The 22616-nt window shown below is 51.4% G+C and carries 25 protein-coding genes and 2 tRNA genes; 4 read left to right on the top strand and 23 right to left on the bottom strand.

Annotated features, from left to right (window positions below):
- Nucleotides 1-77: 77 nt before the first annotated feature.
- Entirely contained in the window at nucleotides 78-1979 is a 1902-nt protein-coding gene (locus MED297_RS04470) for a sensor histidine kinase (RefSeq protein WP_008042717.1), read from the top strand.
- Between the two features lie 197 nt (nucleotides 1980-2176).
- Nucleotides 2177-2806 (top strand): TetR/AcrR family transcriptional regulator, encoded by a 630-nt coding sequence (locus MED297_RS04465; protein WP_008042716.1) that lies wholly within the window; start codon nucleotides 2177-2179, stop codon nucleotides 2804-2806.
- 49 nt (nucleotides 2807-2855) lie between these two features.
- On the opposite strand, the gene MED297_RS04460 is transcribed toward MED297_RS04465, so the two are convergent.
- The 5 genes from MED297_RS04460 to dapA all read right to left on the bottom strand — a co-directional run bounded on the left by MED297_RS04460 (nucleotide 2856) and on the right by dapA (nucleotide 6761).
- Entirely contained in the window at nucleotides 2856-3689 is an 834-nt protein-coding gene (locus MED297_RS04460) for a TIGR04219 family outer membrane beta-barrel protein (RefSeq protein WP_008042715.1), read from the bottom strand.
- Between the two features lie 108 nt (nucleotides 3690-3797).
- Nucleotides 3798-4508 carry a phosphoribosylaminoimidazolesuccinocarboxamide synthase gene (purC, locus tag MED297_RS04455; RefSeq protein WP_008042714.1) on the bottom strand — a complete coding sequence of 237 codons (711 nt, stop codon included), beginning with the start codon at nucleotides 4506-4508 and terminating at the stop codon, nucleotides 3798-3800.
- 38 nt (nucleotides 4509-4546) lie between these two features.
- Complete coding sequence (locus tag MED297_RS04450) at nucleotides 4547-5314, bottom strand: MBL fold metallo-hydrolase (RefSeq protein WP_008042713.1); 768 nt, start codon at nucleotides 5312-5314, stop codon at nucleotides 4547-4549.
- Nucleotides 5315-5316: 2 nt separating this feature from the next.
- Nucleotides 5317-5886: a hypothetical protein gene (locus tag MED297_RS04445; RefSeq protein WP_008042712.1), complete on the bottom strand. Its 570-nt coding sequence runs from the start codon at nucleotides 5884-5886 to the stop codon at nucleotides 5317-5319.
- Nucleotides 5886-6761 carry a 4-hydroxy-tetrahydrodipicolinate synthase gene (gene dapA, locus MED297_RS04440; RefSeq protein ID WP_008042711.1) on the bottom strand — a complete coding sequence of 292 codons (876 nt, stop codon included), beginning with the start codon at nucleotides 6759-6761 and terminating at the stop codon, nucleotides 5886-5888. The genes MED297_RS04445 and dapA overlap by 1 nt, the downstream gene beginning before the upstream one ends.
- Before the next feature lie 150 nt (nucleotides 6762-6911).
- Here dapA and MED297_RS04435 point away from each other — a divergent pair, with 150 nt between their 5' ends.
- A complete protein-coding gene (locus MED297_RS04435; protein WP_008042710.1) occupies nucleotides 6912-7400 on the top strand; it encodes a peroxiredoxin in 489 nt (162 codons plus the stop codon).
- Nucleotides 7401-7416: 16 nt separating this feature from the next.
- Here MED297_RS04435 and MED297_RS04430 read toward each other — a convergent pair whose 3' ends face one another.
- Nucleotides 7417-8523: an AI-2E family transporter gene (locus MED297_RS04430; RefSeq protein ID WP_008042709.1), complete on the bottom strand. Its 1107-nt coding sequence runs from the start codon at nucleotides 8521-8523 to the stop codon at nucleotides 7417-7419.
- On the bottom strand, nucleotides 8520-8747 hold the full coding sequence (locus tag MED297_RS04425) for a sulfurtransferase TusA family protein (RefSeq protein WP_040556446.1): 228 nt from the start codon (nucleotides 8745-8747) through the stop codon (nucleotides 8520-8522). The genes MED297_RS04430 and MED297_RS04425 overlap by 4 nt, the downstream gene beginning before the upstream one ends.
- 93 nt (nucleotides 8748-8840) lie before the next feature.
- Between MED297_RS04425 and MED297_RS21060 the strand changes: the two genes are divergently transcribed.
- Nucleotides 8841-10127 (top strand): M48 family metallopeptidase, encoded by a 1287-nt coding sequence (locus MED297_RS21060; RefSeq protein WP_008042707.1) that lies wholly within the window; start codon nucleotides 8841-8843, stop codon nucleotides 10125-10127.
- Here MED297_RS21060 and nadA read toward each other — a convergent pair.
- The 16 genes from nadA to aspS form a co-directional block, all read right to left on the bottom strand.
- Nucleotides 10109-11161, bottom strand: coding sequence for a quinolinate synthase NadA (gene nadA / locus MED297_RS04415; protein ID WP_008042706.1), 1053 nt, complete (start codon nucleotides 11159-11161; stop codon nucleotides 10109-10111). The two genes, MED297_RS21060 and nadA, sit on opposite strands and share 19 nt — an antisense overlap.
- A gap of 129 nt (nucleotides 11162-11290) precedes the next feature.
- A tRNA-Lys gene (locus MED297_RS04410) sits at nucleotides 11291-11366 on the bottom strand.
- Nucleotides 11367-11396: 30 nt separating this feature from the next.
- Nucleotides 11397-11472, bottom strand: a tRNA-Lys gene (locus MED297_RS04405).
- Nucleotides 11473-11644: 172 nt separating this feature from the next.
- On the bottom strand, nucleotides 11645-12328 hold the full coding sequence (queC, locus tag MED297_RS04400; protein ID WP_008042705.1) for a 7-cyano-7-deazaguanine synthase QueC: 684 nt from the start codon (nucleotides 12326-12328) through the stop codon (nucleotides 11645-11647).
- 4 nt (nucleotides 12329-12332) lie between these two features.
- On the bottom strand, nucleotides 12333-13079 hold the full coding sequence (gene ybgF / locus MED297_RS04395) for a tol-pal system protein YbgF (protein ID WP_008042704.1): 747 nt from the start codon (nucleotides 13077-13079) through the stop codon (nucleotides 12333-12335).
- 40 nt (nucleotides 13080-13119) lie between these two features.
- On the bottom strand, nucleotides 13120-13686 hold the full coding sequence (pal, locus tag MED297_RS04390) for a peptidoglycan-associated lipoprotein Pal (RefSeq protein ID WP_008042703.1): 567 nt from the start codon (nucleotides 13684-13686) through the stop codon (nucleotides 13120-13122).
- Nucleotides 13687-13775: 89 nt separating this feature from the next.
- Nucleotides 13776-15080, bottom strand: coding sequence for a Tol-Pal system beta propeller repeat protein TolB (gene tolB / locus MED297_RS04385; protein WP_008042701.1), 1305 nt, complete (start codon nucleotides 15078-15080; stop codon nucleotides 13776-13778).
- Entirely contained in the window at nucleotides 15077-15946 is an 870-nt protein-coding gene (gene tolA / locus MED297_RS22025) for a cell envelope integrity protein TolA (protein WP_008042700.1), read from the bottom strand. Before tolA ends, tolB begins: the two co-directional genes overlap by 4 nt.
- Nucleotides 15933-16367 carry a protein TolR gene (gene tolR, locus MED297_RS04375; RefSeq protein WP_008042699.1) on the bottom strand — a complete coding sequence of 145 codons (435 nt, stop codon included), beginning with the start codon at nucleotides 16365-16367 and terminating at the stop codon, nucleotides 15933-15935. The genes tolA and tolR overlap by 14 nt, the downstream gene beginning before the upstream one ends.
- The gene (gene tolQ / locus MED297_RS04370; protein ID WP_040556445.1) at nucleotides 16364-17068 is read right to left on the bottom strand and encodes a protein TolQ; all 705 of its coding nucleotides are present in this window, start codon (nucleotides 17066-17068) and stop codon (nucleotides 16364-16366) included. The genes tolR and tolQ overlap by 4 nt, the downstream gene beginning before the upstream one ends.
- A 128-nt stretch (nucleotides 17069-17196) precedes the next feature.
- On the bottom strand, nucleotides 17197-18213 hold the full coding sequence (gene ruvB / locus MED297_RS04365; protein WP_008042697.1) for a Holliday junction branch migration DNA helicase RuvB: 1017 nt from the start codon (nucleotides 18211-18213) through the stop codon (nucleotides 17197-17199).
- Between the two features lie 12 nt (nucleotides 18214-18225).
- The gene (gene ruvA / locus MED297_RS04360; RefSeq protein WP_008042696.1) at nucleotides 18226-18831 is read right to left on the bottom strand and encodes a Holliday junction branch migration protein RuvA; all 606 of its coding nucleotides are present in this window, start codon (nucleotides 18829-18831) and stop codon (nucleotides 18226-18228) included.
- Nucleotides 18828-19472, bottom strand: a complete 645-nt coding sequence (locus MED297_RS04355; RefSeq protein ID WP_008042695.1) for a trimeric intracellular cation channel family protein — start codon at nucleotides 19470-19472, stop codon at nucleotides 18828-18830. The genes ruvA and MED297_RS04355 overlap by 4 nt, the downstream gene beginning before the upstream one ends.
- Nucleotides 19472-19993, bottom strand: a complete 522-nt coding sequence (gene ruvC, locus MED297_RS04350; RefSeq protein ID WP_040556444.1) for a crossover junction endodeoxyribonuclease RuvC — start codon at nucleotides 19991-19993, stop codon at nucleotides 19472-19474. Before ruvC ends, MED297_RS04355 begins: the two co-directional genes overlap by 1 nt.
- Before the next feature lie 6 nt (nucleotides 19994-19999).
- Nucleotides 20000-20722 (bottom strand): YebC/PmpR family DNA-binding transcriptional regulator, encoded by a 723-nt coding sequence (locus MED297_RS04345; protein WP_008042689.1) that lies wholly within the window; start codon nucleotides 20720-20722, stop codon nucleotides 20000-20002.
- A gap of 100 nt (nucleotides 20723-20822) precedes the next feature.
- The gene (gene aspS, locus MED297_RS04340; protein ID WP_008042678.1) at nucleotides 20823-22595 is read right to left on the bottom strand and encodes an aspartate--tRNA ligase; all 1773 of its coding nucleotides are present in this window, start codon (nucleotides 22593-22595) and stop codon (nucleotides 20823-20825) included.
- Between the last annotated feature and the right edge of the window lie 21 nt (nucleotides 22596-22616).

The raw sequence follows: 22616 nt of genomic DNA, 5'->3' as shown, positions 1-22616 counted from the left end.
AGCCTGGAAAACTGTTTAGTTTTTCTGGGTTTATTTTCTACCTGTTTTGTAATCAGGCTCAGCCGAACGGACTCACCATGCTGGTTAAACAAACTTTTAAAGCACCCCTATTGTTAATGCTTGCCGTCTATTGGGCATGCATCAGCGCCGTTATCCTGCATGGCAAAGGCAACTTGTTTGCCGTAAAGCTCGACAACGCCATCGATCAGGTCGATGTTCTGATCGACAGCACCCCGGGCTACTCTGCGGAAGAGTTCGACCTCCGCCAAACCCAAGCGAAATTACCTCACGACTGGCATACAGATGGCATCAACAGTACGGTTGTCTGGTACCGCACCAGCTTTAACACCGATGGGGAAACGAAGCAGCCTTGGGCAATCTTTATCCCTTCCGTCACTCACAACGCCGAGATTTATATCAACGGTACCTGGGTGGGCCATGGCAGCGCACCGACTGAACCGGTACCAAGACACCATCATCGGCCACTCTATTTTGAGTTTTCCTCAAGCTTGCTGAAACCATTCAACGAAGTAGCCATTCGGGTAGAAGCAGCACATGCACGGCAAGGCCTTCTTGCGCCCTTTTACATTGCACCGTCACAGCAACTCATCGCGACCTATGAGCAACACAATCTCTGGAAAGTTGAGCTGATAAAGTGGATGACAGCCGTGATGCTGTTAACAGCCTTTATAATATTCTGGTTTTGGCTAGCACGGCCAAAGGACAAAATTTACGGTTTGTTCGCTGCCATGCTGTTCATTTGGGCCGTGCATAACCTCAACCTGATGCTGGTGCATATTCCATTTTCTGTTCAGATTTGGGAGTCGTTGACCATGGCTACACTGGGGTGGACTGTCGTACTGATGATTTACTTTAACCATAATTATGTGGGTAACCCTGTTATCTTAGTTGAGCGTGCAGCGCTATTGTTTGCTGTTGCGGGTTTGGGAATCTTCTTTCTGCCGGACTTAAATCAGGTACTGCAAATCGGCTATCTTATCTGGGATAGTTTTCTGATCATCTTTGGCAGCTATGCGCTGTGTCACCTAGGTTACGTTTTTTGGCATAGACGAGACTTAGACGTGTATCTGATGATGCTGGCCGGCATTCCAATGCTCATTTTCGGTTTGCACGACATTCTGATCGTTAATCATCTGCGCGACCGCTCTGAAGGGTTGATTATTCAATACTCCGCAATACCTGCGATGGCGCTATTTACCTGGTTTCTAATCCGCCGCTTCGTATCTTCGATAAACGAGTTCGAGCAATTGAACAGCCAGTTGGAAACAAGGGTTCAAAACCGGGAGCAGCAACTGGAGCACCAGTATCAAAAACTTAGAACTCTGGAGAACAAACAGATTCTCTCCAAAGAGCGTGAGCGGATAATGCGCGATATGCACGATGGCATTGGTGGCCAATTGCTCAGTCTGCACACATTCGCCGCCAGCCATGAACACGAACATTCCCAGCTTTTTCGCCAGAAAATAAGCGTCTGTTTAAGTGATTTAAGGATGGTTATCGACTCTCTAGACCCTACTTTAGCTAATGTTGCCACCTTGCTGGGTAACCTGCGTAACAGGCTGGAATCTCAGCTTCAGGGTACGGGAGTAAAACTGTTGTGGAACATTAAAAATTTACCCGAAGACATGCATCACTCGCCCCGGCAAAGTCTTCACTTTATGCGAATCATTCAGGAGGCTGTAAACAATGCCATTAAACACTCGGCGACCGAAAGCTTAGAGTTTGAAGCCGATATAGACCCTCATCAGCAACTTTTTTATGTTGCGATTAAAGACCAGGGCGGCAAAGATCCAAGTAAAAACACCACGGGTCGAGGGCTCGCGAACATGTCTTATCGTGCCGGGCAAATTGGTGCTCGTTGCCAGGTAACATTGTCGCCCGCGGGTTCCTGTGTTCGGCTGGAGTTTCCTTTATCAGAGCAGAAACCTGTTATCACTCAGATCGCTGGTCAGCCATAAGTGATTCACTATTGAATAAGGCGGTTAAACTAACCATTAAATAGACTTCACTTAACAAGTCACGGAGACGACTATCAGGCTCTTGGCACCAATCCACCCGGCTGGCTGTCATCTGCAGTCATTTGCTCAAAGTCGGCGCGAAAGACGTTTTTTAGCATGATAAACTGACGATTTGATTTAGACAGGATCTCATTGATTTGAAACGTGCCCGTGCTCCCGAACAGAAAACAGCCCGAAGATCACACATCCTGACGGTTGCTACCCAATGTTTTCTGGAAAATCCAACACGATTGCCGTCTGTGGCTCAGGTCGCGGATGCCTCCGGTATCGCGAAAGGTACGGTTTATCTCTATTTTAAAACCAAAGAAGAGATATTTCTGGAAGTCTTTATTGTTCAATTGCAGACGTTACTTTCCGACCTACCACAACGGCCGATCGCTGCAGACATTGAGTTTTCCAGCCAACTCACCGAAAGACTGTTAAACACGCAAAAAGAACAGCCTGTTTTCTTACCACTGGCCTCTCGACTGCACACAATTTTGGAGCAGAACCTCCCGGTCGACAGCCTGAAGACATTCAAACGGAACTTGTGCCAGTTGCTTGCTGAATCCGGCAAGGTCATTGATTCCGCCTACCACTATCCTGCTGGCTTCAGTGAACGCGCTCTGTTACACAGCTATGCAGCCTTGATCGGTTTATGGCAGATGCTACAGTGGCCGGAGGTGCTCCACCCGGTAAGAAACCGGCCCGAGTATGCTCCGCTGCAGAGAGACTTCGATCAGGAGCTACACCATATACTGACTTTAGTTTGGCACCATCCGGCATAAAAAAGCCTGCACGATGGCAGGCTTTTGAGCTTTATTTGGTCAGTTCAGATCAGAATGACAAAGCCGCGCCAAGGAAGAAACCACCCACGCTGACTTCGGACGCCAGGTCACTGGTGTCGGCACCTAGGGTTTTATCCCCCACGGTCATATTGAACGACCGGTAACCGCCTTCAACGCCCAGCTTAACCAACAAGTTGGTCGGCAGAGGTGCGTACCAGGTTCCCTTAATGTTCCAGTCGGTGAAATTGGTATCACCCAGTGGCAGCGTACTCAGTTCACCACCAATTTTCACACCGGCACCCGGAATGGTTGCCGCTGCGCTGACGTAACCCATTGGGATAATCAGTGGTGCGCCACTGTCACTAACACTAAACGGCGCATCAATTGTTTCCGTTTCGCCAGAGACTTGGCCGGTTGCACTGAAGCCGCCCAGCATCGCGCGAGCGTTAATGCCGAAATCGATATCAACCACGGGTAATGGCAGCCCATAGGTCAGCGCCATATCAACATGTGACAGGTCCAGCTCTGATGTCACGTCACCAGAGATGTTAAAGGTTTCCCCGAAAATCTCTTCGTTAATAGTAACGTTTCGTTCCCCTTCGAGAACCATAGACTCATATTTAACTTTTACATCTGGCAAAACCGGCACAGATATTTTCGCCCAACCGTAGAACCCCGGGTTAGCTTCCATTCCCAGATTATACGGCGCACTTCCATCATTGGCTTCGGTGCTGTCCAGATCGAATTGACCGTTCGCAATTGACGCGTCATCACCCAGGCTGTTCAGACTGCCACCCAGTCCACCATCAATCGAAATTAATACCTTGGCCGAAGCCATCGGTACCGCCAGCGTCATCGCAGCGGCCGCAATCCATTTATTCATGTTTATACCCTCTCATGATTAGTCTGAGTCAAAGACTCTTAAAATGTAGAAGTAAACCGAGCTCGATGCAATGAGCGTACCGATTCTATACTAAACGACAAAACTGAATCAGAACTGAACCCCGATCCGGCGCCCGACTTCCATGTAACTTTCAACGACGCTTCCCAGCCCCTGACGGAACCGGTCTTTATCCATCTTTTCCATGGTTTTGGCGTCCCACAGACGGCAACCATCCGGTGAAAACTCGTCACCCAGGACGACGCGGCCATCAAACACACCAAACTCAAGCTTATAGTCCACCAGAATCAAATCACCATCGGCAAACAAGGATTTCAAGACGTCGTTCACGCGGAAGGTCAGAGATTTCATCTCAGCAATCTGCGCTTCCGTCGCCCAACCGAAGCTGAGAATGTGGAAATCGTTGATCATCGGATCGTGCAGTTGGTCATTTTTGAGGAAGAACTCAAAGACCGGCGGCGTCAGTTCCTGACCTTCTTCAACACCCAGACGGCGAACCAAACTGCCAGCGGCGCGGTTACGAACCACACATTCGACAGGCATCATCTTCAGGTTGCGAACCAACGACTCATGATCCGACAGCGTTTTCACGTAATGAGTCTCGATGCCTGCGTCCTGAAGTTTCTGCATAACAAAGGCGTTGAACAGGTTGTTCACCCGGCCCTTATCCGCCAACGCTTCCGTCTTTTCTCCATCAAACGCTGTTGTGTCGTCCCGGAACTCCAACACCATCAGATCACGGTCTGCGGTGGTGTGTACCGTCTTTGCTTTACCTGCATACAGAATGCCAGTCTTTTCCATCGTGATTCCTCGCTGTGTCACGAATTACGGACGCAATTTTAACCGCCATGCCGAAGCACGTGCCAGTCGCATCCATCCTGTTGAGTCAATATTTCTGTGTCTGTTTCAGTGCCGTCCAACACCGGTGCCAACGTATCCAACGCCAATGCTGTATCGTTGTTCTGTTCGCTGATATGGGACACCAGTACTCGTTCTAACACCGACCGATTCACACAAGTCAGCAGTTCGGCGGCCTGGTCGTTGCTGAGATGACCGAAATTGCCGCCCACCCGGCGTTTCAAACTGGGTGGATAGGGGCCATTCTGCAGCATATTGGGGTCATGATTACACTCAAGCATCAGCAACTGACATTCATGGTACGCGTGACGAACCCGGGGTGTGATAGAGCCTAAATCGGTCAACAACCCAAAGGTCAGTCCCTGATGTCGAAATAAGAATTGGCTGGGCTCTGCACTGTCATGTGGCACCGTCACCGTTTCGACTTCAAGCTGCCCGAGCGACAAGCGGGTGTTTGGCATAAAGCGGTGCAACGTTGGCACTTCTCGCTTCAGATGTCGCGCGGTGCCATAGGTTGTCCAGAGCGGTATCTGATATCGATTAGCCAACATCGGTGCGCCTTTGATGTGATCACCGTGTTCATGGGTCACCAGTATGCCTTTGAGCTCATCGGGGTGAACCCCGCGATTCCTTAGCCGGGCCTCGATCTCTTTCAAACCAAAACCGCAATCGACCAGAAAATAGTCACCGGCTGCTTCCAGCAACGTGGCATTGCCCTTACTTCCGCTGCCCAATGATGCAACGCGCATAATCAGCCTGTCGTCTGGAAATGTTTCAACAATCGGTCAATGATGTCGCTCGCGGCGTCGGACTCCGGAACCTCGTCGTTTTCACCTTCAATGGCGACGATGGTCTCGACGCCCTGAGGAATCAGAACGATGTTCAGACGCTCCGCCTGCTGAAAAAAGGAGAACAGACCGGTACGGTCCTCACCAAGCGTGATTTCAAAGCGGTATTCTTCCCGGTTCCGATCAGAGACCGTCAAGTCCAACGCCGTCAGCGCGGTGTTCATTACTTCCCAGGCCGTGCCAGGACGACGATTCATGAGCAATGTTTCATTGCCGAGACTGTCTGAACGACGAACCACGCTCAGTGCACCGGCCTCGGTTTGAGTGTCGGTATCGAGAGGTTCACTCAATGTAACTCTTGGCACCTCTGGGTCAGAAACTTCTACCTGGGAAGGGGCATCCGCCGGAATGGGGTACCAATCGCGGTCGCTGTTTTCCGGATGGGTGTAGCTGACATAGACAGGGTCAGACGCGCACCCGGCGAGCCACAACGCGCTCACCGTAATAGCGGTTAAGAATCGACGATTGCTCATTATAGGATTCCAGACTCCATCATCGCCTTGGTCACCGCTTCATGATGTTTTTCGTCCAACCAAACCAATGGCAGTCGGATACCATTCGGGATTAATCCCATCAGGTTCAATGCCCACTTCACCGGCACCGGATTGGCTTCAACAAAAAGCTTGGTGTGCAGCGGCATTAACGAGTCGTTTAATCGTCGGGCCAGCTCTTCATTTTTTTCAAGCGCAGCTTTGCACATGCTGGCCATCGCCTTCGGTGAGACGTTTGCGGTCACGGATATGTCCCCGTGACCACCCAGTAAAATCAGTTCCAACGCAGTGGCGTCGTCGCCACTGTATACAGCGAAATCATCCGGCACCTGCTCAATCAGAGTACGTGCCCGGTCAAGATCGCCCGTGGCTTCTTTAATGCCGATGATGTTAGGAACATCAACCAGACGCAAAACAGTCTCAGGTAAAAGGTCGCAGGCCGTCCGGCCGGGAACATTGTATAGAATCTGAGGAATATCGACGGCTTCTGCGATGGCCCGGAAATGCTGATACAACCCTTCCTGAGAAGGCTTGTTGTAATAAGGTGTGACAATCAGCGCTGCGTCGGCACCGACCCGTTTGGCAGCCGTGGTCAGATGAATGGCCTCGGCCGTAGAATTACCACCGGTCCCGGCAATGACAGGAATGCGTCCGGCTGACTTCTCAACACCAAACTTAATGACCGCTTCATGCTCGTTCATATCCAGCGTGGCGGACTCACCGGTCGTACCAACGATAACGATCGCTGCGGTGTCGTTTTCTACATGAAATTCAATTAGATTTTCCAGACTCTGCCAATCGACTGAACCATCAGCATTCATCGGAGTAACAAGGGCAACCAAACTGCCGGTGATCATAACTTCAACTCTCCATCGCGATGCCTGCAATGGTACTGACGGGCTCTGGCTTGCACAAGCGTATTACTGGCGAAAATCAGGATTTGGGCCATACTGAACTGCTGAGCGTTTAAAAAACAACCAGAAAAACCCACACTCAGGAGGCAAACTATGATCCAGGTAGGCGATTCAGTTCCAGACTTTATCGTTCCGGCCACGAGTCATAAAAACGTCCAACTCAGGGCCTTACAGGGTCATAAGATTCTGCTGTACTTTTACCCGAAAGATCACACCCCCGCCTGCACAATCGAAAACCAGGATTTTGCCGCTAACTATCAGCGATTCCGGCGACAAAATACGCTGGTTTTCGGAGTCAGTCGCGACTCATTGGAAGACCATGAATCCTTTAAAGAAGCCCAGGCCTTACCCTTTGAGCTCATTTCCGACGAAGATGGTCGGTTATGCGAGTTATTTGGCGTTCTGAGAGAAAAGCTGCTGTTTGGCAAACCCATCACCAGCTTGTGTCGATCCAGTTTTTTATTGGACGAACGGGGTCACCTGATTCGAGAGTGGCGTAACGTGGAAGTACGCAATCACGTACACGACGTCATCGACATTCTGGAATCGGGCGAGGCTGCAGACTCTCAAAAAACCGGCTGACCGGGTCGGTCAGCCCTCAGGGGTCGGCGGGTTCCGTCGGATCTGAAATCACCGACGACGGCCAGGCATTAACGATGGCTTTGACCAACGTCGCCAGCGGTATGGCAAAAAAGATACCCCAGAACCCCCACAAACCGCCAAAGACAAGCACCGCGGCGATAATTGAGACCGGGTGCAGGTTGACCGCCTCAGAAAACAGCAGCGGCACCAGTACGTTGCCATCCAGCACCTGAATCACCAGGTAGGCAATCAGAACCCAGTACAGCTCCGGAGCGAAGCCCCATTGGAACACCCCGATGGCAAATACCGGGATGGTCACCACAGTGGCACCGATATAGGGGATGAGTACCGAAAAACCCACCAGAACACTTAACAGCGCCGCATAGTTCAGCCCTAATAGCGTGAAGGTAATAAAGGTCACGCCACCAACAATGATTATCTCGATGGCTTTACCGCGTATGTAGTTAGCAATCTGCTGGTTCATTTCGATGGCAATTTCGTTCATCAGTCGTCGCTGATCCGGCAGCATCGATTTAAACCCGGACCAAAGCTCGTCACGGTCTTTCAAAATGAAAAACACCATCAGCGGGACGACAATCACATAGATCAGCACACTGATAATGGCAGGTAAGGTATTCAACGAAAAACTCACTACGTTCGGCAACCACGCCGATAGCTGCTGACCGATCTGGCTCAGATCGAGACTGCCACTCCAATGCCCGACCAGCTCCTGAGAAAGCAGGTCCGGATACTTTTCAGGTAACAACTCCAGCTGGCTTTGAAAGGTTCGCATCATTCCGGGGACATCAGACACCAAAGCCGATATCTGTTTAATCAGTGCTGGCACCATGGTCAGCAAACTGACCAGAAGCACACCGAAGAACACTAAAAACACGATGATCACCGACAGCCCATGCGGCACCCTATAGGACTGCAGCTTGTCGACCAACGGTGACAGCAGGTACGACAAAATTACAGCGGCCAGCAGTGGCGTCAGAATGCCGCCAAACATGTAAATAAGAATGAAGCAGATGAGAAACAGCAGGAATACGATGACGGCTTCTTCGTCGGAAAAATACCGATGGAAAAAGTCCGAAACGACCCGATAAATTTTCAATGTCATTCTCCTTTCTGCACAGCGAAACGGTACTGACCATCCGTTTCCTGTTGCGATATAAGCTGATGGGCGGTCAAAGCGACGAATGCCGGCACATCCCGGCAGGAACCAGCGTCGGTCGCCAACAACACGACTTCATCGCCGATTTGCACTTGCGCCAACGCCTGCTTCAGTTTCAATAAGGGCAATGGGCAACGCAACTCGCTTGCGTCCACTAAGATTTGGGTCATTGTTTTACAAGTCAATTACAAGGGGTTGATATTTACTGTCTGCTAACAGGATAAGATGGTATCTGAGAATCCGTGAGTCGACTATCCCGTTGTATGAAATTCCTGATCCACACCTTGCTGACAACCCTCCTGCTCATCCCAACCACGACACTGGCCGATTTCGGCGATCAGAGTTTTGGCTGGTCTTCGACCGAATCAGCGGATTTTCGCGATTACGCCGTTCGAGCGCTCAATCGACAGGGGCAGCTAATCAATGATCATCACCTGGCCTATTGGTTGGAGCAGGCTTATCTGGACCTGAACCTGAGCAGTCAGGACCCAATCGGACCAACGATCATACTTCCCATTCGAGACCGTCGCATCAATGCCTTTGCGATGCCCGGCAACCTGATCGGCATCAACTCCGGACTGTTCCTCTCCGCCGAAGATCAGGCTGAACTGGCATCGGTTATCGCGCATGAAATGGCCCATATCGGGCTTGATCACTTCTCGCGCATTCAGCAGGACAATAAGCAACAGCTACTGACCATTGCCGGCGGTGTTCTGCTTACCATCCTGTTGGCCGGCGAAAACCCTGAAGCCGCAAATGCTACCCTGCTCAGCTCGCTCGCCATCAGCCGACAAGATCAACTGAGTTTCAGTCGTGCGATGGAAACGGAAGCGGATCAGCTCGCGCAGGAAATCCTGATCAATGCCGATCTGGACCCGGAAGCCGGACGTCGATTTTTTCGCCGACTGGATGAACTCAGCGCTTCAGGCGGACAACTTGAGTTTCTGCGTTCTCACCCTTTAGGCAGAAACCGTGCGTCCAACCTCAGTGGTCGGAGTTATCAGCCAGCACCGTCAGCAATAGCACTGAATGCTGAGTTTGAATTGCTCGGACTGAGCTTGCAGAAAAATCTGAGTCCACGGGAGACTCAAGAGCGTCAAAAAAGCATCCTATCCAGGCTGGAGAGCACCATGGTCAACACTCGTCCCAGCTTGCGCTTGATACAAGCTCGATTGACCGACTCAGCAGAAACATACCGGGACGAACTAACCCGTATGATTCAACTGTATCCAGACTTTTTTCCAGCCTACGTTGACCTGCTGGCAGTAGCGGATTCAGATCGTTGTGAAACCCTTGCAGAAGCCTTAAAAATCAAAGATCGACAACTGATGACGCTGGACGCGCTGGATGTACTCACTCAATCGGCACAAGAGTGTGCGCACCCTCAATGGTCGCAGCTGCACGCTCAGATGCTTTGGCAATCGGGTCGCGAAGAGGCCGCCCTGCAGTTTCTGAAAGATGAAACAAAAACGACTAAAGACACGGCTCAATCCGCACGCCTGTCTAATCAGCTCAAGCTGTACAGCCGCCGTTATGCCCGTTTCAACTGATCAGCAAAGTCCAGCATTCGGTTCAATGGTACCCGAGCCCGATTAATGAGGTCGTCCGCGACGTGAATTTCATTGGCCGGGCGCTCCAGTTCAGCCTTAATCCGTTGCAGGTCGTTCATTGCCATCCAGGGGCAATGCGCACAGGAACGACAATGGGCACCCTGCCCTGCGGTGGGCGCTTCAATGAAGGATTTATGCGGCGATCGCTGCTGCATCTTGTAAAAAATGCCTCGATCCGTTGCAACGATGAACTGGGGATTGTCCATCGTTTCAGAGGCATTGATCAGTTGCGTCGTCGATCCAACAACATCGGCTAATGCAACCACAGCTTCAGGCGACTCCGGATGGACCAAGACGGCCGCTTCTGGGTACATGGCCTTCATATCGGCAAGCCCTTTGGCTCGGAACTCTTCATGCACGATACAGCTGCCGTTCCAGAGCAACATATCAGCACCGGTCTGCTTTTGAATGTAAGCCCCTAAATGCTGATCCGGCGCCCAGAGAATTTTTTCACCTTGGCGATCCAGGTGATCGACCACATCCAGGGCGATACTCGAGGTAACCACCCAGTCGGCCCGTGCTTTAACTGCGGCCGAGGTATTTGCGTAGACAACCACCGTTCGGTCTGGATGTTCATCGCAGAACTTCGAAAACTCGTCTTCCGGACAGCCTAGGTCCAATGAACAGGTCGCTTCCAGAGTTGGCATCAGTACGCGCTTGTCCGGACTTAAGATTTTTGCGGTTTCGCCCATGAATCGCACGCCTGCTACAACGACAGTAGAAGCATCAACATCCCGTCCATAACGTGCCATTTCGAGCGAATCACCAATAAAGCCGCCTGATGCCTCCGCCATCGCCTGCACCAGCGGATCACAGTAATAATGCGCAACCAAGGTAGCGTCATTATCTTTTAATAGCTGCTTAATCTGCGACTGATAGGCGTCAACTTCAGACGGAGACAACTCACTGGTACGCTCTGCTATCGGAATTTCAAAATTAACTTTCAGATCTGCAAGCGTTACTTTGTTTGTCATCGGGGTACCAACTCTGTATTAAGACGTCTATCTTAGCGTTCTAAATGCGGGTGGCAATGAACAGAATCAAGACTCAGGGTTTGTTATCGCCATAAAAAAAGGAGAGCCTCGGCTCTCCTTTTCAAAATTTGGTGGGTCGTGCAGGATTCGAACCTGCGACCAATTGGTTAAAAGCCAACTGCTCTACCAACTGAGCTAACGACCCTTAGTGCCCTTCAGAAAACCCAACAAAAATTGGTGGGTCGTGCAGGATTCGAACCTGCGACCAATTGGTTAAAAGCCAACTGCTCTACCAACTGAGCTAACGACCCTGAAGGAGGCGCATATAATATGGAAATTTTGTGACTTGGCAACCCTTATTTCAAAAAAAATTTCGCCAAGTCATTGTTTTTGAACAGAAATCCGCCAAGAACCGGCGCTGACACCATTTCACGCCCATCCAAACCGGCTTTCGAATGCCTCAACACCGGTAGACGAACATCGTTAAACAGCGTAACGGGTCGGATCTGTCATGCCTGCATCGGCAAACCCTTTCTTACGAAGACGACAAGAATCACAAACACCACAGGCTTCACCATTTGCATTCGCCTGGTAGCAGGATACGGTCTCGGCATAATCCACACCCAAAGACTGACCCAGTTTCACCGTGTCCGCTTTGGTCAGATTGATCAGCGGCGTTCGGATTTCAACGCGACGCCCTTCAACTCCGCGCTTTGTCGCCAGGTTTGCAAGCGTCTCATAAGCTTCAATGTACTCAGGCCGACAGTCCGGATAACCGGAATAATCAACGGCACTGACACCGATATAGATAGCGTCCGCATCAATCACTTCCGCCCAACCCAGCGCAATCGACAAAAACACGGTGTTACGCGCTGGCACATAAGTCGCTGGAATGCCTTCGGACTCCTGTTCAGGCACATCAATGGCGTCGTCCGTCAGTGCAGAACCGCCGATACTGCGCAGATTCATCGGAACAATCTTATGCTCCGCTACCTGAGCGTTTGCCGCGATTTTACGGGCCGCATCCAGCTCCGAATCATGACGCTGCCCATAGTCAAAGCTTAAGGCGTACACCTCGCAACCATCGGCTTTGGCTTTAGCCAACACTGTCGTTGAATCCAGGCCGCCGCTTAACAGCACCACCGCTTTCGATTTGTTTTCAGACATCGGATTAATTACTTTCCAGTCGGGCTTTCGCCAGTTTTGCAGATTGTGTATTGGGGTAATTTTGAATCACGCGCTCGAAATAGGCTGACGCCTGCTGAGTCTGTGACGACTGTTGCGCAATGACACCCAGTTTATAGAGAGAATCGGGCACTTTGTCGTGCTCGCTATAATCGCTCACGATGCGCTGAAAGGCATTTTGCGCCTCTTCATTGTTCCGCTGCACCAAATAAATCTCACCGATCCAGTACCAGGCATTAGGCGTTAAGGGGTGGTCTGGATGCTTCTTAGCAAAAATCGCCAGTTTAGAGATTGATTCATCAAACTTCTTATCGAGCATTAACGCTTTAGCAGCATTGTACTCAGCCAGAATCTCTTCATCGGTCATGGCCGCCTGCTGGCTTTCATCCAAACTTTCAGACGGAGATGACACCGCTGGGGCGTTCGCAACCTGCTCCTGCAATTGCTGAATACGCTTGTCGAGATCGACGTAACGCTGTTTCTGCTCCTGCTGAAGGATCTGAACCTGATAGCTCAGTTCATCGATGATGCCACGCTGTTCAGCGACCTGGGACTGTAAATCCTGTATCTGAAACAACAGAGACTCAATCAGCGCAGAATCAGCGGAGTTACCTGGTTGCTGCCGGTTAAGTGGCACCGCATTGTCAGAGGTCGCAACATGGTCAGCCTGCGACTGTTCGATTGGGACTCCGGCAGAAAATACCGGTCCGGTAAACGCAAAAGTGCCGCCCATAAGGGCAGCACTTATCAAAAGCTTCGTATTCATCGGAACCTTATTTGTAGACAATTTCCACACGACGGTTCTGAGAGTATTCTGCTTCAGTTTTACCAATTGCCAATGGCTTTTCTTCGCCATAGCTTACGGTATCGATCTGAGCGGCAGATACGCCTTGAACCATCAGGTAAGTAGCAACCTGCTTAGCACGACGCTCACCCAGAGCCAGGTTGTACTCACGAGTACCACGCTCATCCGCGTGACCTTCCAGTACGACCATTTGAGTTGGGTTCGCAACCAGGAACTCAGAATGTGCGTTCAGCATGTCGATGAACTCAGGACGAATCACTGATTTATCGAAATCAAAGTAAACCAGTGTCAGGTCCAGCAGTTCGTTATAAACGTCTTCTGCTGCATCTTCAATCACTGCGACTGGTTCAACATCTTCAACCACCAGCTCGATAGACTCGTCGTCTGTTTCCAGTTCCAGAGTGTCTACTTCTTCAACGGCAGGTTCCGTTGTCGTTGTAGAACCCTGATCTGTATCATCAGTGTTACCACCACAGGCAACTAACACCAACGCCGAAGACATCACAGCAGCTGTTAACAGTTTGGATTTAGCCATATTCCTATCCCATTTATTCAGGTTTATTGTTTGTTCCGTAACTTTATTCTAAGTCCGGCTCTGCTGTCCATCCTGAACTGTATTTAAATTCAGTTCAAGTACGGAGACCACGCCGGCTCAAGCACATCGCCAAAATCAGACTTCATCTGGTTGGTGACCTGCCCATCAAGAGAAACCCATGCCAGCACCCCCTGGTTTCCGCGTTGTGTCGCATAAACCAGCATTGTTCCGTTTGGCGCAATGGACGGTGACTCGTCCAGATTCGTCTCGGTCAGCACCCTGATGTCCCGGGTTGCCAGATCCATCGACGCGATGTGAAAGCGTCCGTCAATCTGGTGCACAAAAACCAGGTATTTGCCGTCCGAACTGTACCGGGCTCTCAGATTCTGCGTACCCTCAAAGGTTAAGCGTTCTGTGCGCTTGGTCGCAAGATCATATCGGTAAATTTGTGGGCTACCTCCCTTTTCCGATGTGAAAACGATCGATTTTGAATCGGCGGAAAAGCTCGGCTCGGTATCAATGTAGCTGTTTCGGGTCAATCGCTCCGACTTTCCTGTCTGAAATTCATACAGGTATATCTCAGGACTGTTGCGATAACTGGATACATACGCCAGATAACGACCGTCCGGTGAGAAGCTCGGTGCACTGGTGTAGCCACGAACATCTGAAATGGAGTTCACCTGCCCACTGCGTAGATCCTGAATAAATATCTTCCAGCGATCGCCGACCTTGTTAGCAAAGGCAACACGATCACCCTTCTGCGACCAGGCCACCGAGATAATCGGTTCATTCGAGCGATAAATCGTACGCGCCCGCTGCCCATCGGCGTCAGCGATCTGAAGCCGATAATCGTACTGCTGCTGAGAGACGATCTTGCGGGTTACAAATGCAATACGGGTTGAAAAAATACCCCGAACCCCGGTCATCCGCTCGTAAAACAGATCCGACAATGAATGAGCAAAGTCTCTCAGCTGATGCACTCCCACAACCTGCGTGACACGAACGACCCGACGGTTTTTGACCACATCGTATAAAGCAATTTCAGCTTCAACCTTTGCATCACCATAAGGCTTGAGATGCCCGATAATCAGAAACTCCTGATTCAACAAGCGCCAGTCACGAAAGAAGACTCCGTCTTCCGAATAAGGCTGGCTCAGCATTTTAGCAGGCGCCAATGGGTCAAAACGACCGGTTCTGACCAGATTATTCGTAATCAGGTTGTCGACACGCTCAGGTAACGCCTGCGAGCCTTCCCAGAAAAACGGTACAACCGCAATCTTGGTTTGGGTGTCATACCCTTTGGTGACCACGATATCGAGGTCTGCATGCGAAAGCAGCGGCCAGCACAATGCCAGCACTGCCGTCATCAGTCGGACAGATCGTAACAATGTCATAACTTATCTAAATCCTCGGGTCTGAAGGTCACATTTAAACGACGGAACTCACCGGCTTCAAATACGGCAGCATCGTCAGGAACGGAAAATCGACGCACACGCTCAATGGCCCTGAGCACCGACTGGTCGTAGTTGCTGTTCCCACTGGACCGGGTAAGTGTCACATTCAACAGCTCTCCGGTTGGTAACAACTCAACCAAAACCGACGCTTCCAGCTGTGAAACATCCATCAGTCTCAACTCAACCGGTCTCGACCAACGTTGAGCAATTTGCTCTGTAATCGCCGCCTGGTAGTTATTTACCTGCTGTCGAACTTCAGCCTGCCGCTGCTGTGCCTGTTCGATCTCGGCGATCTGTTGATTGATTTGTTCATCTTCTTCAGCCAGCCCTTCTAACAGCGATTCAAACAAATCTTCCTGACTCGGTTCCGCTGGCTGTTCAGGGGCGGTTTCCGCTGGAGGCTCTTGCACAGGTTCCTGAGGTGTCTCAGGTTCGGTTGCTTCTGACAAATCAACCGTATCTTCAACGGGTGCCGGCTCTGGTTTCGGCTCAGGTACCGGCTCTGGCTTCGGTTGGGGCGCAGGCTCCGGCTTGGGCTCAGGTTTCGGAGCCGGTTCGGGCTTAGGTTCCGGCTTGGGTGTTGGTTTTGGGGCTGGCTGCTCAACAACGGGTTGCGGCTCCGGCTGCACCTCGTCAACGCGGACGATCTCTGCCCGGATATGATCAGGGATCTCAAAATCGACCGTTCGCTGAAACGACAGTGACCAACTGCCCAGCAAAAGACCAACCACCACCAAATGAACAACAACGGCAGCTAAAATCGGTACGGTAAAGTGCTGAGTCAGGGTAACGTCAGGACTGCTCATCCGGGGCCTCGGTGATCAAGCCGACAGAGTCAATGCCGCCCGCCTGCAAACGGGACATTACCGCCATCACACGACCGTACGGCACGCTCTGATCAGCCCGTAACAATACTCTCAGTTGAGGTTGTGCTTCGAGAACTCCGGCGACATAGCCGGTAATCTCCGGGTCATCAACCGTTGCGGCCTGTTCATTTCCCCGTTCAATCAGTGCCTGTCCATCCGACCTCAAGGCGACAACCACGTACTGCTCGCGCTCATCAATGTTCAACGGCGCATTGGCAACCTTGGGTACGTCCACATCGACGCCTTGCACCATCATCGGCGCCGTCACCATGAAAATAATCAGCAATACCAGCATCACGTCGATATAGGGCACGACGTTCATTTCCGCGACCGGTTTACGACGCTGACGAGTAGTGATCATGATGGTTGCTTAACCTGTTGAGTGGCGAGCAGGTGCGCCTGGCGATGCAATATCGCGGAGAACTCCTCAGCAAACATTTCCATACCTGTCAGGATCTTATCGCTGCGGGCGGAGAATCGGTTGTAAGCGATCACCGCCGGAATGGCAGCAAACAGGCCCATTGCCGTTGCAATCAACGCCTCGGCAATACCTGGCGCGACGGTCGACAAGGAGACTTGAGTCACGGTCGCCAGACCCAGAAAAGAATGCATGATGCCCCATACAGTCCCGAACAGACCGATGTAAGGACTGGTTGAACCCACCGTGGCCATAAACGACAGGTGCGAATCCAGCCGGTCATTTTCTTTGCTGACGGCGACCCGCATCGCGCGCTGACAGCCCGCCATGATGCCATCGGCATCGGTCACGTTCTGCTGTCGCATACGACTGAACTCTTTAAACCCTGCGCGGAAGATCGACTCGCCACAGTTGGCTTCATCCGGATTTGCATTCACCTGACGATAGAGATGGGCCAAGTCAATGCCAGACCAGAATCGCTCCTCAAAGGCAGCCAACTTACTGGCCGCTTGATTCATCACGTTTCTGCGCTCAAAAATAAATACCCATGTAGCGACAGACAGCGCAACAAGGGTCAGCATAACTAGCTTTACGACTAAAGAGGCATCGGCAATGAGTTGCCAATATGACAGCTGCTCGGGCACAGAAAAGGTTCCTACTCGTAATTATAATCCGCCCTAGGCTAAAGAATTCCCCCATCAATTACCAGATGGAAGATGACAGCGTTAACCGCTATTTTCGAAGCCTTTGCACTGCCCGAATCCTTCTCACCTCAGCTTTTCGTTGATGATGGGGAAAGATCAAAGTGCAGATAGGCCAGATCGGTCACAATACGGCCACGTGGGGTTCTGATCAGATAGCCTTGCTGAATCAGGTACGGCTCCACGACATCCTCGAGCGTATCGCGCTCTTCGCTGATAGCTGCTGCAATGTTTTCAACACCGGCAGGACCACCGCCAAACTTTTCGATTAACGCCAACAACACCCGACGATCCAGATGATCAAAACCGGCTCTGTCGACATGCAACATGTTCAACGCGGCATCGGCGACGGCAGCAGTGACCTGACCGTCATGTTTAACGTCCGCGTAATCACGAACGCGTCTCAACAACCGATTTGCAATACGTGGGGTGCCCCGTGAGCGACGTGCAATTTCTGCGGCGCCTTCCGGATCAATTTCAATACTGAGTTTGCGCGAAGAGCGCTCAACAATCTCAGCAAGATCGGCGGTTGAGTAGAATTCAAGCCGCTCTACGATGCCAAAGCGGTCTCGCAGTGGTGAGGTCAGCAAGCCGGCCCGGGTCGTTGCCCCAACCAGGGTAAAGGGTGGTAACTCCAACTTGATACTGCGAGCTGCCGGCCCTTCGCCAATCATGATGTCCAGTTGATAGTCCTCCATCGCTGGATAAAGCACCTCTTCAACATTGGGTGCCAAGCGATGAATTTCGTCGATAAAGAGCACATCCCCTTCTTCCAGATTGGTCAGCATGGCCGCAAGATCACCCGCCTTTTCCAACACCGGACCGGACGTTGTTTTGATGTTTACTCCCATTTCATTGGCAATGATGTTCGCCAGCGTTGTCTTACCTAAGCCCGGCGGGCCAAAAATCAGAGTGTGATCCAAGGGTTCTTCACGTTTACGCGCGGCACCGAGGAAGATCTCCATTTTTTCTTTAACCACCGGCTGACCGATATACTCCGCCAGAGTATCCGGTCGAATCGCCCGGTCGTGCTGAACTTCACGAGGCGATTCCACTTCCGGTGTAATAAAACGATCCGTTTCGATCATGTTCAGACCCTCTTACATCGCTTTCAGAGCAGCACGAATAATATCTTCCGACGACATACCATCCGCCGCCACATTAGATACCGCCTTACTGGCCTGTGTTGGCTTATAGCCCAGCGCAATCAGCGCCCCTTCCGCGTCCTGAAGCGCATCCGTCCGGCTGTTCTTCTCAACCAGTGCTTCCATCGGGGTGATCAGCTCCGCACCCTGACTGCCCAGCTGCGCTAACTTATCTTTCATTTCAACGATCAATCGCTCAGCCGTTTTCTTACCAACACCCGGAATCTTAACTAAAGCCCCGGGGTCTTGATCCTGAATCGATTGAATAAAGCGATTGGTTTCCATCCCGCTGAGTATGGCCAAAGCCAGCTTTGGGCCAACCCCGCTGATTTTAATCAGCGTCCGAAAGAGCGTTCTTTCTTTCTGAGTCGCAAAACCGTATAGAACATGCGCATCCTCGCGAATCGCCAGATGCGTGTGAAGCGTCACTATCTCACCCGTCGCTGGTAATGCAAAAATGGTCGACAGCGGGCATTGAATTTCGTAACCCAGGCCGTGCACATCGACGAGCAACTCCGGTGCTTTGTTTTCCAGCAACGTGCCCTGTATTCGACCAATCATAAATCCTCCGGATGATTTTCACGTCGATAAGACGCTGTATTCAGAAAGCCAGGCAACGAGAGCTGCCAGCGAATGGCGGCAAAACGAACCAACACGACCAGTATAAATCCGCTAGTCAGTGAAGCGGTATCGTTAAGCCCGAACATTTGACTCCAATATATCCATAATGCGCCGCTCAAGGAGGCCGTCGCATAGACGTCCCGGCGAAAAATCAAGGGGATTTCATTCGCCATAATGTCCCGAATGACACCACCAAAGATCCCTGAGGCCATTCCCATCAGTACCGCCACCAGCCCTGGCATGGATTGATTCATGGCAATGAGTGTTCCACTCACGGTAAAGGCGGCCAACCCGACGGCATCGGCGTACAGCAGTGCCCGGAATGGAATCCGTACAAACTTGGCCAGTAAGAACATGGCAAACCCGGAACCCAGTGCCACATAAGCTAAGCGTGTGTCTGCAATCCAAGACAAGGGCGAACGGTCCAAAAGCAGATCTCTGAGCGTTCCGCCGCCAAGTGCTGAGACGAAGGCCAACACCAGCACACCAAACAGGTCAAAACGGTTCCTGGCGGCTTCGATGGCACCGGCCATGGCAAAGACCGCGACGCCAAACAGCTCAATGGCATAGAGTAACGACATCAGAGAACCCGTCCACGACGTGAATGGGTAGCACCGGCGATGTTGACTAAACCGGTATGGTTGTAGGCATGACACAACGCGATGGCAAGGGCATCGGCGGCATCTTCCTGAGGAACGCCCGGCAATTTCAGGATTGACTTAACCATATAACCGATCTGATCTTTGTCTGCATTACCATTACCGGCGACGGACTGCTTAACTTTTCTTGCCGCATACTCGTAGACATCGATGCGGGCCTGGGTACCAGCAATGATGGCAGCACCGCGGGCTTGCCCCAGTTTAAGGGCTGAGTCAGGCCCTCGCCCCATAAACACCTGTTCAATGGCCATACAGGCGGGTGAAAACTGCTCGATGATTTCACTGACGCTGGTGTAGATCAGATCCAGCCGGTCAGCCAGCGTAGGCTCTTTGTGCACGCGAATGACGCCGCTGGAGACATACTCCATACGCGTACCGTGCTGATTGATCAGCCCGAAACCGGTTTTACGCGAACCCGGGTCAATCCCCAGTATCAATGCCAAAACGTTTTACTCATCCTGAAAAGACGCATTGGTATAGACTGCCTGTACATCATCCAGGTCTTCCAACATGTCGATCAGCCGCTGCACGGTTTCTACGGCGTCACCACTGACGTCGGTTTCCGTTGATGGAATCATGGTTACCTCGCCTTCGGGCTCATAGCCCGCCTCAACAAGCGCATTACGCACTGAGGTAAAATCATCGGGCTGGGTTCGGATCTCAAAACTGCCATCATCATTGGCGATTACATCCTCTGCCCCGGCTTCCAGGGCCACTTCCATCAGCGCGTTTTCTTCGGCTTTTTCTACAAACAACTGTCCTGCTGTCGAAAACAAATAGGCCACTGAACCATCAGTACCCAGATTACCACCGGTTTTGGTAAAGCAGTGACGGATTTCACTCACAGTGCGATTGCGGTTGTCGGACAGGCATTTTACGTAAACCGCAACGCCACCGGCACTGTAGCCTTCATAGGTCATCGCTTCGTAGTTATCACCATCGGCATTACCCGCACCACGAGCAATCGCTTTATCGATGGTATCCCGCTTCATGTTAGCGCCCAGTGCCTTATCGATAACACTGCGTAACGTGGGGTTGTCTTCCGGGTTTGGACCTCCGGTTTTTGCCGCAACCACCAGTTCACGGATGATTTTAGTGAAAATCTTTCCCCGTTTGGCGTCTTGGGCCGCTTTACGGTGTTTAATGTTTGCCCATTTACTGTGACCGGCCATGCATGCTTCTCCTGAATCTATGAATCATGGTTATGACAAGTGTCGTTTAAAAAAAATCGGGAGCCTGACAGCTCCCGTTTTTCGAATCCGAACCTGGTAATCAGGCGTCGGACTGGGGTTTACGAACCCGAATATTCAGCTCTTTCAACTGCTCAGGCTCAACCTGACCTGGTGCGTGTGTCATGACACAAGCCGCTGTCTGCGTTTTCGGAAAGGCAATGACTTCCCGAATCGAGTCAGATCCGGTCATCAACATAACCAAACGATCCAGACCGAAAGCCAGACCACCATGCGGAGGTGCACCGTAGCGCAGAGCCGAGAGCAGGAATCCAAACTTCTCTTCCTGTTCTTCTTTATCAATCTTCAGCACATCAAAGACAGCGTTCTGCATTTCTTCCTGATGAATACGGATCGAGCCACCACCCAGCTCCATACCATTCAGAACCATGTCATAAGCTTTAGACAAAGCCGCTGCCGGGTTAGCCTTCAGCTCTTCAATAGAACAAGATGGCATGGTAAACGGATGGTGAAGCGCCGTCAGTCGCACGTCGCCGTTGTCTTCGAACATCGGGAAGTCCACAACCCAAAGCGGTGCCCACTCTTTGGTGTACAGGTTCATATCCTCGCCAATCTTGCAGCGCAATGCACCCAGTGCATCGTTCACAACGGAGGCTTTATCAGCACCAAAGAAGATCAGATCGCCATCCTGGGCATCCAAACGCTCAAGCAAGGATTGACGGACGTCGGTCGGCAGGAACTTAACGATCGGTGATTGCAGACCCTCTTCGAGATCCGTTTTGTCATTCACCTTAATATAAGCCAACCCTTTTGCGCCAAAGATGCTGACGTACTTGGTGTAGTCGTCGATCTGTTTACGGGTCAGGCTGTTACCACCCGGCACCTTCAGGGCCGCTACGCGACCTTTTGGATCCTTCGCCGGACCAGAGAAAACTTTAAACTCAACTTCGGTCATTAAGTCACCAACGGTGACCAGCTCCAGCGGGATACGCAAATCGGGTTTGTCACTGCCAAAACGCTCCATGGCTTCAGAGAAGGGCATGCGCTCGAAATCATCGAACTCGACATTCAACACTTCTTTGAAGATATCCCGGATCATGGTTTCGGTAATCGCCATGATGCCTTCTTCATCCATAAAGGAGGTCTCGAGGTCAATCTGGGTAAACTCAGGCTGTCGGTCTGCACGCAGATCTTCATCCCGGAAACACTTGGCAATCTGGTAATACCGATCAAAGCCAGAGACCATCAACAGCTGTTTGAACAACTGAGGGGACTGTGGCAAGGAGAAAAACGACCCCGGATGCGTACGCGATGGCACCAGATAGTCCCGTGCACCCTCTGGAGTGGCACGGTTCAGAATCGGAGTTTCAATATCAATAAAGCCCTGATCTTCCAGCGAACGGCGAATACTCGAGGTGATTTTTGAACGCAGAATCAACTTTTGCTGCATTTCCGGGCGACGCAAATCCATATAGCGGTATTTCAGGCGAACGTCTTCACCAACACCGGAGTACTCATCCAACGGGAATGGCGGTGTTGCCGCCTTGTTAAGAACCTGGATCTCTTTGCCCAGCAACTCAACTTCACCGGTACGCATATTGGAGTTGACGGTACCTTCGGGTCGGGCACGTACGCGGCCAGTTACCTGAATAACGTATTCAGAGCGAACGCGATCTGCAATTTCGAAACTGTCTGCCGCATCCGGGTCGAAAACCACCTGCATAACCCCTTCGCGGTCACGCACGTCCAGAAATATGACGCCACCGTGGTCCCGGCGCCGGTGAACCCAACCGCAGATCGTCACGGTCTGATCAATAAATGAGCTGTCTAACTCTCCACAATACTGGCTTCGCATGCTTTATCCCGATCCAAGTAA

Source organism: Reinekea blandensis MED297, assembly GCF_000153185.1.
Classification (GTDB): domain Bacteria; phylum Pseudomonadota; class Gammaproteobacteria; order Pseudomonadales; family Natronospirillaceae; genus Reinekea; species Reinekea blandensis.
This window is presented reverse-complemented; position numbering and strand designations above follow the sequence as displayed.

Bases quoted from the DNA above. Each gene is read 5' to 3' on its own strand.
- MED297_RS04470 (WP_008042717.1), top strand. From the start codon at position 78: ATGCTGGTTAAACAAACTTTTAAAGCACCCCTATTGTTAATGCTTGCC.
- MED297_RS04460 (WP_008042715.1), bottom strand. From the start codon at position 3,689: ATGAATAAATGGATTGCGGCCGCTGCGATGACGCTGGCGGTACCGATG.
- purC (WP_008042714.1), bottom strand. From the start codon at position 4,508: ATGGAAAAGACTGGCATTCTGTATGCAGGTAAAGCAAAGACGGTACAC.
- MED297_RS04450 (WP_008042713.1), bottom strand. From the start codon at position 5,314: ATGCGCGTTGCATCATTGGGCAGCGGAAGTAAGGGCAATGCCACGTTG.
- MED297_RS04445 (WP_008042712.1), bottom strand. From the start codon at position 5,886: ATGAGCAATCGTCGATTCTTAACCGCTATTACGGTGAGCGCGTTGTGG.
- dapA (WP_008042711.1), bottom strand. From the start codon at position 6,761: ATGATCACCGGCAGTTTGGTTGCCCTTGTTACTCCGATGAATGCTGAT.
- MED297_RS04435 (WP_008042710.1), top strand. From the start codon at position 6,912: ATGATCCAGGTAGGCGATTCAGTTCCAGACTTTATCGTTCCGGCCACG.
- MED297_RS04430 (WP_008042709.1), bottom strand. From the start codon at position 8,523: ATGACATTGAAAATTTATCGGGTCGTTTCGGACTTTTTCCATCGGTAT.
- MED297_RS04425 (WP_040556446.1), bottom strand. From the start codon at position 8,747: ATGACCCAAATCTTAGTGGACGCAAGCGAGTTGCGTTGCCCATTGCCC.
- MED297_RS21060 (WP_008042707.1), top strand. From the start codon at position 8,841: ATGAAATTCCTGATCCACACCTTGCTGACAACCCTCCTGCTCATCCCA.
- nadA (WP_008042706.1), bottom strand. From the start codon at position 11,161: ATGACAAACAAAGTAACGCTTGCAGATCTGAAAGTTAATTTTGAAATT.
- queC (WP_008042705.1), bottom strand. From the start codon at position 12,328: ATGTCTGAAAACAAATCGAAAGCGGTGGTGCTGTTAAGCGGCGGCCTG.
- ybgF (WP_008042704.1), bottom strand. From the start codon at position 13,079: ATGGGCGGCACTTTTGCGTTTACCGGACCGGTATTTTCTGCCGGAGTC.
- pal (WP_008042703.1), bottom strand. From the start codon at position 13,686: ATGGCTAAATCCAAACTGTTAACAGCTGCTGTGATGTCTTCGGCGTTG.
- tolB (WP_008042701.1), bottom strand. From the start codon at position 15,080: ATGACATTGTTACGATCTGTCCGACTGATGACGGCAGTGCTGGCATTG.
- tolA (WP_008042700.1), bottom strand. From the start codon at position 15,946: ATGAGCAGTCCTGACGTTACCCTGACTCAGCACTTTACCGTACCGATT.
- tolR (WP_008042699.1), bottom strand. From the start codon at position 16,367: ATGATCACTACTCGTCAGCGTCGTAAACCGGTCGCGGAAATGAACGTC.
- ruvB (WP_008042697.1), bottom strand. From the start codon at position 18,213: ATGATCGAAACGGATCGTTTTATTACACCGGAAGTGGAATCGCCTCGT.
- ruvA (WP_008042696.1), bottom strand. From the start codon at position 18,831: ATGATTGGTCGAATACAGGGCACGTTGCTGGAAAACAAAGCACCGGAG.
- MED297_RS04355 (WP_008042695.1), bottom strand. From the start codon at position 19,472: ATGTCGTTACTCTATGCCATTGAGCTGTTTGGCGTCGCGGTCTTTGCC.
- MED297_RS04345 (WP_008042689.1), bottom strand. From the start codon at position 20,722: ATGGCCGGTCACAGTAAATGGGCAAACATTAAACACCGTAAAGCGGCC.
- aspS (WP_008042678.1), bottom strand. From the start codon at position 22,595: ATGCGAAGCCAGTATTGTGGAGAGTTAGACAGCTCATTTATTGATCAG.